Source organism: Nocardia mexicana NBRC 108244, assembly GCF_001613165.1.
GTDB lineage: Bacteria > Actinomycetota > Actinomycetes > Mycobacteriales > Mycobacteriaceae > Nocardia > Nocardia mexicana.
The window spans coordinates 22,849-34,595 of record NZ_BDBV01000125.1; the positions used below are offsets into that span (position 1 = coordinate 22,849).

Genomic DNA, 11,747 nt, shown 5'->3' on the forward strand with positions numbered 1-11,747 from the left:
GGAGTAATCCGTGGCCGCCCGGCCTTTTTCGTCCGCGTTCAGGCCTTCGCGCCGGACAGCACGCAGACCGCGGCCAGCCGCAGCGACAACCACTCGGCGGCGGCCCAGCCGGGGACATCGTGCGGCGCGCACGCGGCACCGCGGCCGGAATGTTCCACCAGGCCGCGGGCGTACCCGGCGAGCAGCACACCGGACGGGACGGCCGCCGAATTCTCCACACCGAGGTCGAGGATGTCGCGGACGGCCGCGGCATGCTGATCCAGCGCCGCCGACAGCGCGGGCATCTCGCGCGCCGCGGCGAGCGCCGGAGCTCCGTGCGTGGAGTGCAGGCGTTTCAAGGTCTTGCGCGCCGACACTTCGAGCAACGCGGAGCCGAGCAAAAACACCCGCTCATGCTAGCAATCATGCAGCATTTGAAACACTGTGATGTAGCACTCGGTGAATTTCGGATCCGGTTATCCCTCAGCATTCGAAACTCGGCGAAAACCGCTGTCAGCGAAAGGCTTTGGCTCCGGTGAGCGCCTCGCCCAGTACCAGCTGATGCACCTCCGCGGTGCCCTCGTAGGTGAGCACCGACTCCAAATTGTTGGCATGCCGCAGCACCGGATAGTCGAGGGTGATCCCGTTGGCGCCGAGCACGGTGCGGCATTCGCGCGCGATGGCCAGCGCCTCCCGGGTGCTGTTGAGTTTGCCCGCGCTCACCTGCTCCGGCCGCAGTTCGCCGCGGTCCTTCAGGCGGCCCAGGTGCACGGCCAGCAGCTCGCCCTTGCCCAGCTCGACGGCCATATCCGCCAGCTTGGCCTGGGTCAGCTGATAGGCGGCCAGCGGCTTGTCGAACACCTCGCGGGTGCGCGCGTAGTCGATGGTGGCGCTCAGGCAGTCGCGCGCGGCGCCCATCGCCCCGAAGACGATGCCGAAGCGGGCCTCGGACAGGCAGGCCAGCGGGCCCGCCAGCCCGCGTGCCCGCGGCAGTTCGGCGTCGGCGGGCAGCCGAACGCCGTCCAGGTCCAGTTCCGCGGTGATCGAGGCGCGCAGCGACAGCTTGCGATGCATCTCGCGGGCGGTGAAACCCGGGGTGTCCCTCGGAACCAGAAAGCCGCGGATGCCGTCCTCCGTGCGCGCCCACACCACCGCCACGTCGGCCACCGAGCCGTTGGTGATCCACATCTTCGCACCGTCGAGCACCCAGTCCGCGCCGTCGCGCCGGGCGCGGGTGCGCATGCCGCCCGGATTGGAGCCGAAATCGGGTTCGGTCAGCCCGAAGCAGCCGATCACCTGACCGGTCGCCATCTCGGGCAGCCAGTGCTGCTTCTGCTCCTCCGAGCCGAACTTGTGGATCGCTGTCATCGCCAGCGAGCCCTGCACCGACACCATGCTGCGGATCCCGGAATCCACCGCCTCCAGCTCCAGGCACGCCAGCCCGTACTCGGTGGCGGAGGTGCCCGCGCAGCCGTAACCCTCGAGATGCATGCCGAGCAGGCCGAGTTTGCCCAGCTCCGGGGCCAGCTCGCGGGCCGGGAAGGTGCCGCCCTCGAACCAATCGGCCACATGCGGCCGCAACCGCTGCTCGCCGAACGACCGCACTGTCTGTCGTATCTGGCGCTCGGTGTCGCTCAGCAGGGAATCGATCGCGAACAGCTCGTCGACGGTGACCATGGGAATCACAGTATCGGCCCGCGGGGTTCCCGCGTCCGGAGCGAGAGAGCCGTCCTTCTAGGCTTGCCCCATGACCGACGATCAGCTGGGGTTCTCCACACGGGCCGTGCACGCCGGATTCGATCCCGATCCGCAGACCGGCGCGGTGAACGTGCCGATCTACGCGAGTTCGACCTTCGCCCAGGACGGGGTGGGCGGGCTGCGCGGCGGCTACGAGTACGCCCGCACCGGCAATCCGACCCGCACCGCGCTGGAGGCCAACCTGGCCGCGCTGGAATCGGGCCGGTACGGGCGGGCCTTCTCCTCCGGGATGGCGGCCACCGACTGTGCGCTGCGGGCGTCGCTGCGGCCCGGCGACCACCTGGTCATCCCGGACGACGCCTACGGCGGCACCTTCCGGCTGATCGACAAGGTGTTCACGCAGTGGGGCATCGAATACTCGGTGGCTCCGGTGTCGGATCCCGACGCGGTGCGAAATGCCCTGCGGCCCAACACGAAACTGGTCTGGATCGAGACGCCCACCAATCCGCTGCTGAACATCGGCGATATCGGCGCGCTGGCCGATATCGCGCACGGCGGCGGCGCGAAACTGGTGGTGGACAACACCTTCGCCTCGCCGTACCTGCAGCAGCCGCTGCTGCTGGGCGCCGACATCGTGCTGCACTCGACCACCAAATATCTCGGCGGCCACTCCGATGTGGTCGGCGGCGCGCTGGTCACCGACGACGCCGAACTGGATGCGGCCTGGGGCTTCCTGCAGAACGGCGCGGGCGCGGTACCCGGCCCCACCGACGCCTTCCTCACCATGCGCGGCGTGAAAACCCTTGCGGTGCGGATGGATCGGCACTGCGACAATGCCGAGACCATCGCCGGATTCCTCGCCGATCACCCGGCGATCGAGACGGTGATCTACCCGGGTCTGCCGGAACATCCCGGATATGCGGTGGCGCAGAAGCAGATGCGGCGCTTCGGCGGCATGATCTCGGTGCGGCTGCGCGGCGGACGCCAGGCCGCCCACGACTTCTGCGCGAAGACCCGGATCTTCACCCTCGCCGAATCGCTGGGCGGGGTGGAATCGCTGATCGAACATCCGGGCGCGATGACGCACGCCTCCACCGAGGGCTCCGAACTCGAGGTTCCCGCCGATCTGGTGCGGCTCTCGGTCGGCATCGAGGACATCGGTGATCTGCTCGCCGATATCGAGCGGGCGCTGGGCTGAACCACAATCCTGCAAGCCCCGAATACATGAAACAGCGGCCGCGCCGGAATCTCCCGGCGCGGCCGCTGCGTATCACTCTCGACGGCCCTCGGCGGCAGTGCTGCAAGCTGCCGCCGGGTGGCTCGGTCAGCCTGTCAGCTGTGGTACGGCTCCGCGCTGACCAGCGTCACCTTCATGGTGTTGCCGTTGGGCAGCGTGTACTCGCGGGTCTCGCCGACCTTCGCGTTGATGAGTGCGCCGCCGAGCGGCGAGTTCGGCGAGTACGTCTCGAGGTCGGTGCCGCCCACCAGGCCCTCTTCGCGGGTCGCGATGAGGAACGTCTCGGTGTCGGTCTCGTCGCCGTCGTAATAGACCTTGACGACCGATCCCGGCAGTGCGATCCCGGATTTGGTCGGTGCAACGCCCACCTTGGCGTTGTTCAGCAGTTCCTGCAGCTGGCGGATGCGCGCCTCCTGCTGGCCCTGCTCCTCGCGCGCCGCGTGGTAGCCGCCGTTTTCCTTCAGGTCGCCTTCTTCGCGGCGTTCGTTGATCTCGGCCGCGATGACCGGACGGTTGGCAATGAGCGCGTCGAGTTCGCCCTTGAGCCTTTCGTGCGACTCCGGTGTCAGCCAGGTCACGTTCGTCTCAGTCATCTCGATCACTCCCTAGTAGTTGTTCCCGGCGAGCCGGGATTCCCTGATATCCGCTGCTCCACGCGACCGGAGACGCGCACAGCAGCAGTGGACGGCTAGAGCGATCCCTGGGGGATGTACTCGAACCCCGACAGGCCCTGTTCCGCGCGCACCACTGGTGCCCGGAACCGACAGCGCTGGCCGCCAATGCAGCAAACACGGCTCCGAGCCTCGGAACCGTGTGTTGAGCCATTTTAGCACGATCTACAAATTCGCAGGTCGGAGCGATGATTGCGAGGCGTTTCGCCCGGATCGGGATTGCTGGGGTTGTGGCGTCAGGGGTCAGCCGGCCCGCAAATAGGCGGGGATTTTGTCGCTGCACCCGTAAATGTCGCCCGCGGCGGGGCGGCCGGTGGTGCGGACGGTCGCGTTCAGCTCGACGGTTCCGCTGGTCGAGGCCGGAATCAGGACCTCGCGGCGGCCGACCTCGGCCTGGTCGGAGTCCATGGCGCGCACGAAGCAGACGATCGGCCGATCGGGATGTTCGCGCGTGACCTTGAAGTGGATGTCGAGGGTGGAATCGTTCACAACCGAGTAGCCGAGCTGCTCGGGCTCGATGTCCTTGGGCCCGAACTTCAGATAGGCCGCGACGGCGACGGCCACGCCGATCAGGATCGCCGCCGCCCCGAGCGCATAGGGCAGCCAGGGGCGGTGGCGCCGGGGCCGGGTCCCGTAGCGGTCGGCGACGCGGTCGGGTGGGACGGTGGCGGCGCCGGGCCGGTCGGCTGTGTTCGATGTCCGCTCGGTCACCGGAGGTCGCTCCTGTGGTCAATCGCAGGGGGGTAGGTCGGAACAAATGACGGTCGAATGGAACTATATGGGGTGTAGATCGGCGCGAGTGCTGGGCGGGTCGTGTTCGTGCGACCGTCCCCGTGGCCACGGGGAGCTCCGCTCGCGCCGAATGAACTCGACACCCGCGGCAAAGAGCGATGAGGTGAAGACGGTGAGCAACGAGGTGAACGAGACGTGAGTGGCCTTCGCCTCATGGCGGTACATGCCCACCCCGACGACGAGTCCAGCAAGGGCGCCGCGACCACCGCGAAGTACGCGGCCGAGGGCAACGACGTGCTGGTCGTCAGCCTGACCGGCGGCGAACGCGGGTCGATCCTCAATCCGGCGATGGACGTGCCCGGCATCCTCGACCGCATCAACGAGGTGCGTCGCGAGGAGATGGCCGAGGCCGCCAAGGCGCTGGGCGTGCAGCAGCACTGGCTGGGCTTCGTGGACTCCGGTCTGCCCGAGGGCGATCCGCTGCCGCCGCTACCCGAGGGGTGCTTCGCGCTGGTGCCGCTCGAGGAGGCGACCGAGGCGCTGGTGCGGGTGGTGCGCGAGTTCAAGCCGCACGTGATGACCACCTACGACGAGAACGGCGGCTATCCGCACCCGGACCACATCATGTGCCACAAGGTGTCGGTGGCCGCCTTCGAGGCGGCCGGGGATCCGGAGCGATTCCCCGACGCCGGTGAGCCGTGGACCCCGCTGAAGCTGTACTACGACCACGGCTTCAGCATCCAGCGGATGGAGGTCTTCGCCGACGAGTACGAGCGGATCGGCGAACCGTTCCCGATGCAGGAGTGGCTGGACCGGTTCCGCTCGATGGCCGCCGAGCGGGGCGACATCATGGCCCGGGTGACCACGCAGATCGAATGCGGCAAGTACTTCCCGCAGCGGGACGACGCATTGCGCGCGCACGCCACCCAGATCGACCCGAACGGCGCGTTCTTCGCCATCCCGATGGAGATGCAGCAGCGGCTGTGGCCGACCGAGGAATTCGAGCTGGCCCAGACCCGGGTGCGCACCGAGATCCCGGAGACGGACCTGTTCGCCGGGATCCGGGAGGCCGAGGACGCGCGCACCGCGCTCGGGGACACCGCGCGATGATCCTCACCCTGCTCGCGCAGCCCACCACCAACCCGACCGGGCCCGAATTCGGCAAGGCATCCCCGCTGGGCCTGGTCATCATCCTGCTGCTGCTGGCGGGCACGGTGCTGCTGGTCCGCTCGATGAACAAGCACATCAAGCGGCTGCCCGCGGAGTTCTCCCCGGAACATCCCGAGCCCGATCAAGAGGCCGACGACGGGACGGAACATGGCGCCGTCCAGTCGGATCCCACCGCCTCGGACGCCGCGGAGACCTCCAGGAAACCGGACACCTCCAAACCTGAAGCCTCCACGAAACCGGACACCCCCGGCATTCCCTAGCCGCACCGAACCTCCCGGCGCACCCCAACTCTCGCGCACCCCGTGCAGTGCATGCACGGGGTGCGTGGTTATTGCCGGGTGCGCGAGCTGTGGATTCGGCTGAAGTGTTCGCCACGTAGGCCGACTGCCTTCGAACACCCTCATTACCCAGGCACTTTCCGTGCTGTCGCCGGTTATTCCGCCTACCCACTTGCGAACACTGTGCGGTGAACGTACAGTGTTCGACATACCGCACAGTGTTCGGAACCGATGGAGGGAATCATGGCGGAGAACGTGAACTGGACTGCCGAGGGCGCCTGGAAGGCGAAGGGCGCGTGGGGAACCGCGGATTCGCAGGGCGGCGGGTTCTCGGTGGCGCGGTGGCAGGCGCGGCTGGACGAGCTGCGGGCCGCGCACCACGTGCCGGGCGCGCAGCTGGCGGTCCTGGTCGACGGCGAGATCCACGAGCTGGCCAGCGGGGTGCTGCACCGCGGCACGGGAGTCGAGGCGACCGCGGACTCGATCTTCCAGTCCGGCTCGATCGCCAAGATCTACACCGCCACGCTGATCATGCAGCTGGTCGCCGACGGCAAGCTGGACCTGGACGCCCCGGTGGTCGACGTGCTGCCGGAGTTCGCGACCCCGGATCCCGAGGCGACGCGGGTGATCACCACCCGGCAGCTGCTCAGCCACACCGGCGGCGTGACCAACGACTTCACCTACGACGCCGGTCGCGGGGACGACGCCATCGAGAAGTACGTCGCCGCGGCGCGCGAGGTGCCGCTGGACTGCGCGCCGGGCGTCGGAACGTCCTACGGCAGCCTCGGATACGTGGTGCTGGGCCGCATCGTCGAGGTGCTGACGGGAAAGACCTGGGACCAGGCGATCCACGATCACATCGCCGCCCCGCTCGGACTCGGGCACCTGATGACGCTGCCGGAGGAGGCGCTGCGCTTCCGCGTGGCCATGTCGCACCTCGGTGACCCCGGCGTCGATCCGGAACCGGCGCCGGCCTGGGATCTGATGCCGCGCTCGGCCGGGCCCTACGCCCGCGTCCTCACCAGCGCCGGGGATATGGCCCGGTTCGCCCGCATGCACCTGGACGGCGGCATCGGGCCGGACGGGGACCGGGTGCTGGGCGCCGATGCCGTGGCCGCGATGCAGCGCCGCGAGGTCGACGTGCCCGACAAGTGGACCGTCAGCTCCGACGCCTGGGGGCTGGGCTGGACCCTGTACGACTGGGACGGGGTCGTCGGATACGGCCACGACGGGGCGGCCATCGGCCAGTACTCCTACCTGCGGGTGGTTCCGCACGCCGGGGTGGTCGTGGTGCTGATGACCAACGGCGGTGGTGCGCGGCAGCTGTACGCGGATCTGTTCCGGGAACTGCTCGCCGAGATCGCCGGAGTCCGGATGCCGGATTCGTTCGGGCCCGCGACGCCGCCGATCGCGGTGGACGTCGCGCCGTACACGGGTACCTACCGGCGCGAGGGCGTCGTCATCACGGTCACCCGGAACGACGACGGAACCGGCCACATGACATACGAATTCGTCGACGGCATGAAGGACATGTCCCCGACGCTGGAGATGGAGCTGGTGCCGGTGTCGGACAAGGTGTTCGCCGCCTCCGGCGCGGGCCCGTCGTTCAGCGAGGACTACATGCCGGTCATCTTCGAGACCCTGTCCGACGGCACCGAATGCTGCTATGTCGGCATGCGCGTGACGCCCAAGATCGCCTGAGCGGCAAGCGCGTTCGCCGAGTCCGCACTCCTCCGGGGACGGGGGAATGCGGACTTTGCCGTGTCGCAACGGCTGCTGGACTCGCCGTCCACTGCTGCTCGACCTCGCGACTGTTCCGCCGCAGTGGAGTCACCGGTGTCCGCCACCGGTGCGCGGCGTGACTCAGAACGGTGGGTCGTGATGTCGTCGGCGGCACAGGTCGCAATCGCAGTCGAAATAGCCGATACCGGCACTGCCGTGGGCGCCGCGGCGCTCGGCGTCTTCGAGGTCCGCGAACCACGGGCGGCGCGCGGGCCGGGATCCCAGCGAGGTCGAATTCTTCATGTTTGCGAAGTACCCCGTAGACGGACACCAGTGCGTTTCGGTTTCGGCACAGCTGAGCTGTGCGCGCCGCTAGGCCTTGTGCTGGGCCGAGGAGCGCGCCGGATTCGCCTGCTCGGCGGCCTTCGGGTCCTTCTCGCCCGCCTTCGCCCGGACACCCGACTCGATCCGGTCGCCCAGATCCTTGTCGACATTGCGCCAGTACTCGAACGCCCGCGCCAGCACCGGCTCGGTCACGCCGTTGAGCAGGTGGCCGACGATGTTGTTCACCAGCCGCTCCCGCGCGGCGTCGTCGAGCACCTCGCGCACCATGGTCCCGGCCTGACCCCAATCGTCGTCGTCGCGCCGAAGGGTGTAGGCGGTGTGCACCATCTCGCCGTCGCTGTACCAACCGGCCTGCGGACCCGCCTGTGCCGTATCGGCATGCGGGCCGCCCTTCGAGTTCGGCACGTACACCGGATCGCCCGGATTGTGATGCCGCATGTGTCCGTCCTTGCTGTAGGAGCGCAGCGGCGCCGCGTGCGGCGAATTCACCGGCAGCTCCTTGTAATTCGCGCCGATGCGGTAGCGGTGCGCGTCCGGGTAGGAGAACCAGCGGCCCAGCAGCATCTTGTCCGGGCTGGGCCCCGTCCCGGGCACCGCGTTGCTCGGCTCGAACGCCGCCTGCTCGATCTCGGTGTGGTAGTCGGCGGGGTTCCGGTTCAGCGTCAGGCGGCCCACCTCGATCAGCGGGTAGTCCGCGTGCGGCCAGACCTTGGTGAGGTCGAACGGGTTGAACCGGTAGGTCTTGGCGTCGTCGAACGGCATGATCTGCATTTTCAGCGTCCAGCTGGGGTAGTTGCCGCCCTCGATGGCCTCGAACAGGTCGCGGGTGTGGTAGTCGGTATCCATCGAGGCCATCTGGTCGCCCTCGTCCTGGGTGAAGAACTCGATGCCCTGGTCGGTCTTGAAGTGGTATTTAACCCAGAACTTCGCGCCGTCCCGGTTGACCCACATGTAGGTGTGACTGGAATAGCCGTTCATATGCCGCCACGTCCGCGGAATCCCGCGATCACCCATCAACCAGGTGACCTGGTGGGCGGATTCCGGCGACAGGGTCCAGAAGTCCCACTGCATATCGTGGTCGCGGAGGTTGTTGTCCGCCCGGCGCTTCTGCGAGCGGATGAAGTCCTGGAACTTCATCGGGTCCCGGACGAAGAAGATCGGGGTGTTGTTGCCGACCATGTCGAAATTGCCCTGCTCGGTATAGAACTTCAGGGCGAAGCCGCGCGGATCGCGCCAGGTATCGGGGCTGCCTCGCTCACCGGCCACGGTGGAGAACCGGGCCAGCACCTCGGTCCGGCGGCCGGGCTGGAAGACGTCGGCCGCCGTATAGGCGCTGACGTCCTCGGTGACCTCGAAGACGCCGAAGGCGCCGCCGCCCTTCGCGTGCGGCTGGCGCTCGGGCACCCGCTCGCGATTGAATGCCGCCATCTTCTCGATCAGGTACGCGTCGTTCAGCAGGATCGGGCCGTCCGGGCCCACCGTCAGTGAATGCTCATCGCTGGGAACCGGAATTCCGGCGTCATCGGTGGTGTAGTTCGCCGGCACGTCGGATCGGGTCATGGTGCACCTCCCATCTAGTCGGGCACGAGTTCAACCGCGAGCATTTCGGGTACTACCCACGCAACCACGGTCCAATCAGCGGATAACCCCGCAATTGCGGATCGAGGGTCCGGCGTGTCCGCTCAGGTCCAGGCGCGCAGTTTCTCCGGGTTCCGGATCACCCAGATGCGGGTGATCCGGTCATCGGCGATATCGAAGGCGTAGACCGAGACGACGGTGCCGTCGACCTGCGCCACCAGGCCGGGCTGTCCGTTGACCGTGCGCTCCAGCAACGTCACGTCCGGGGTCCGCTTGCCGATCTCCATCCAGGCGGCGGCGATCTGCTCGCCGCCGCTGATCGGGTCGAGGAAGGCCAGCACCTTGCCCCCGCCGTCGGCCGTCGCGACGGCCTGCGGATCCAGCAGGCCGACCAGGGCCTCGATATCCCTCGTCTCCCAGGCTCGTTTGAAATCCCGGACCACCTCGGCGCGCTGCGGTACCGACGGACGTTGCGCGGTCCGGATGCGGCGGCGGGCACTGGAGGCAAGCTGTCGGCAGGCCGCGGGGGTGCGCCCGACGACCTCGGCGACCTCGGCGAAGGAATAGCGGAACACGTCGTGCAGCACGAACGCCACCCGCTCGGCCGGGGTCATGGAATCGAGCACCACGAGGAAGGCCATGCTGATCGTCTCGTCGAGGGTGACCCGGTCGGCGGGGTCGGCGGGCATGGGACCGCCGAGCCAGTCGGACCGCCCGGGCACCGGCTCCGGAATCCATTCGCCCACATAGCTTTCCCGCCGGGCGCGCGCCGAGCCGAGCAGATCGAGGCAGATGCGGCTGGCGACCGTCGTCGCCCAGGCGCCGGGCGATGCCACCTCCCGCCGCTGCCGCTCGGACAGCGCGTACCAGCGCGCGTAGGTCTCCTGCACCACGTCCTCGGCCTCGGCCAGGGAGCCGAGCAGGCGGTAGGCGAGGTTGATCAGCTGACGGCGTTCGCCGGTCACCGCGGACAGGTGCGGGTCGGTCATGGTCGGCTCCTCCGGTGTGTGTCCCTCACCGAAACCGACGATTCGGCGACTCGTTTCGTGAGGCGGCCTGACATTCCGGACGGCTGTGTCGTCGGAAGGTCATAACCCGTTCAGCAAAGCAGGAGTTCCGGAAATGACCAGAATCGGCATCATCCTCGGCAGTACCCGGCCCAACCGCAAGGGCCCGCAGATCGCGCAGTGGGTGCTGGATTCGGCATCGCAGCGCGGGGATGCCGAGTTCGAACTGATCGATCTGCGCGACCACCCGCTGCCGCATCTGGACGAGCCCGTGCCGCCGATGTTCGGCCCGTCGGTCCACGAGCACACTCGTGCCTGGGCCGAGCGGATCGCCCCGTTCGACGGCTTCGTGATCGTGACCCCGGAATACAACGGCGGCGTCCCCGGAGTGCTGAAGAACGCGCTGGACCACCTGTTCGCCGAGTGGACGGACAAGGCGGTCGGATTCGTCTCCTACGGCGCGGGCGGCGGCGCCCGCGCGGTGGTGCAACTGCGGACGGTCTGCAGCACGCTCGGCATGGCCGATGTCGGCTATCAGGTCGCGATCTCGGTGCTCACCGATTTCGAGGACAACACCACCTTCACGCCGCGGGACCACCACGCCGCCGCCCTGGGCAAAACGCTGGATCAGATCCTGGCCTGGAGCGCCGCCCTGGCGCCGCTGCGGGCGCGCGCCGAAACCACCCTCGTGAATTCCTGAGGAGCCCGATCATGACTACAGCCAACGACTTTCAGGCACACACCGACCGCGGTGCGGACGACGCCGACCTTCGCCGCCAGATCGACAAGGTGGTCGAAGCGCTGCGGGCCAAGGATCTCGCGGGTCTCGAGCGGCTGTACACGGCCGACGTCGTGTCCTTCGATGTCGAACCGCCGCTCCAGCATGTCGGGATCGCGGCGAAGCTCGAGAACTGGGCGAAGGTGTTCCTGTTCTTCGAGAGCGTGGACTACGAGGTGCGCGACCTGACGTTCACGGTGGGCGGGGAGGTGGCGTACGGGCACGCCTTCGCACGCTTGCGCGGCACGCTGCAGAACGGCGCGACCACGAGCGGTATGTGGGTCCGCGTCACGTACGGCATGCGGAAGATCGACGGCGCCTGGCTGATCGCACACGACCAGGTCTCGGTGCCGTTCGATGTCGCGAGCGGCAGGGGAGTGGCAGACCTCGAACCCTGACGGACCGCCGCGGCGGCAGGTGGAATCTTGTTGAACGACAACGGCGCCCGGATCCCCCGGCGGGATTCGGGCGCCGTCGCGACCGTCAGGCCGGGATCTGTCCGCCGATGGCGCCACCCAGGCCCGCGCCCGCCGCCGCGCCGAGGGCCGCGCC

Annotated in this window: 13 protein-coding genes; 6 read left to right on the forward strand and 7 right to left on the reverse strand. The window is 68.2% G+C overall.

What is annotated here, in order from left to right; all coding sequences use genetic code 11:
* Positions 1-38: 38 nt before the first annotated feature.
* Together NM1_RS37555 and NM1_RS37560 are read right to left on the reverse strand one after the other, a co-directional pair.
* Entirely contained in the window at positions 39-386 is a 348-nt protein-coding gene (locus tag NM1_RS37555) for a DUF6401 family natural product biosynthesis protein (RefSeq protein WP_068031756.1), read from the reverse strand.
* Positions 387-492: 106 nt separating this feature from the next.
* Positions 493-1,656: an acyl-CoA dehydrogenase family protein gene (locus NM1_RS37560; RefSeq protein WP_068031759.1), complete on the reverse strand. Its 1,164-nt coding sequence runs from the start codon at positions 1,654-1,656 to the stop codon at positions 493-495.
* A 70-nt stretch (positions 1,657-1,726) separates the two neighbouring features.
* Between NM1_RS37560 and NM1_RS37565 the strand changes: the two genes are divergently transcribed.
* A complete protein-coding gene (locus NM1_RS37565; RefSeq protein ID WP_068031761.1) occupies positions 1,727-2,875 on the forward strand; it encodes a cystathionine gamma-synthase in 1,149 nt (382 codons plus the stop codon).
* Between the two features lie 134 nt (positions 2,876-3,009).
* Here the strand turns inward: NM1_RS37565 and greA are convergent, their stop codons facing one another.
* Both greA and NM1_RS37575 read right to left on the reverse strand, forming a co-directional pair.
* Positions 3,010-3,507 carry a transcription elongation factor GreA gene (gene greA, locus NM1_RS37570; RefSeq protein ID WP_068031765.1) on the reverse strand — a complete coding sequence of 166 codons (498 nt, stop codon included), beginning with the start codon at positions 3,505-3,507 and terminating at the stop codon, positions 3,010-3,012.
* Between the two features lie 321 nt (positions 3,508-3,828).
* Complete coding sequence (locus tag NM1_RS37575) at positions 3,829-4,296, reverse strand: DUF4307 domain-containing protein (RefSeq protein ID WP_068031768.1); 468 nt, start codon at positions 4,294-4,296, stop codon at positions 3,829-3,831.
* Positions 4,297-4,512: 216 nt separating this feature from the next.
* Here NM1_RS37575 and mca point away from each other — a divergent pair, with 216 nt between their 5' ends.
* The 3 genes from mca (at position 4,513) to NM1_RS37590 (ending at position 7,466) form a co-directional block, all read left to right on the forward strand.
* The gene (gene mca / locus NM1_RS37580) at positions 4,513-5,427 is read left to right on the forward strand and encodes a mycothiol conjugate amidase Mca (RefSeq protein WP_174556951.1); all 915 of its coding nucleotides are present in this window, start codon (positions 4,513-4,515) and stop codon (positions 5,425-5,427) included.
* A complete protein-coding gene (locus tag NM1_RS37585) occupies positions 5,424-5,747 on the forward strand; it encodes a hypothetical protein (RefSeq protein WP_068031774.1) in 324 nt (107 codons plus the stop codon). The genes mca and NM1_RS37585 overlap by 4 nt, the downstream gene beginning before the upstream one ends.
* Positions 5,748-6,008: 261 nt before the next feature.
* The gene (locus tag NM1_RS37590; RefSeq protein WP_068031803.1) at positions 6,009-7,466 is read left to right on the forward strand and encodes a serine hydrolase domain-containing protein; all 1,458 of its coding nucleotides are present in this window, start codon (positions 6,009-6,011) and stop codon (positions 7,464-7,466) included.
* A gap of 162 nt (positions 7,467-7,628) precedes the next feature.
* On the opposite strand, the gene NM1_RS42785 is transcribed toward NM1_RS37590, so the two are convergent.
* The 3 genes from NM1_RS42785 to sigJ all read right to left on the reverse strand — a co-directional run bounded on the left by NM1_RS42785 (position 7,629) and on the right by sigJ (position 10,399).
* Entirely contained in the window at positions 7,629-7,790 is a 162-nt protein-coding gene (locus tag NM1_RS42785; RefSeq protein WP_157124084.1) for a hypothetical protein, read from the reverse strand.
* A 69-nt stretch (positions 7,791-7,859) separates the two neighbouring features.
* Positions 7,860-9,392 (reverse strand): catalase, encoded by a 1,533-nt coding sequence (locus NM1_RS37595; protein WP_068031778.1) that lies wholly within the window; start codon positions 9,390-9,392, stop codon positions 7,860-7,862.
* Between the two features lie 122 nt (positions 9,393-9,514).
* Positions 9,515-10,399, reverse strand: coding sequence for an RNA polymerase sigma factor SigJ (gene sigJ / locus NM1_RS37600; protein WP_068031781.1), 885 nt, complete (start codon positions 10,397-10,399; stop codon positions 9,515-9,517).
* 133 nt (positions 10,400-10,532) lie between these two features.
* On the opposite strand from sigJ, the gene NM1_RS37605 reads away from it, so the two are divergent.
* Both NM1_RS37605 and NM1_RS37610 read left to right on the forward strand, forming a co-directional pair.
* Positions 10,533-11,117, forward strand: coding sequence for an NADPH-dependent FMN reductase (locus NM1_RS37605; RefSeq protein WP_068031784.1), 585 nt, complete (start codon positions 10,533-10,535; stop codon positions 11,115-11,117).
* An 11-nt stretch (positions 11,118-11,128) separates the two neighbouring features.
* A complete protein-coding gene (locus NM1_RS37610) occupies positions 11,129-11,593 on the forward strand; it encodes a YybH family protein (protein ID WP_068031787.1) in 465 nt (154 codons plus the stop codon).
* Positions 11,594-11,747: the final 154 nt, after the last annotated feature.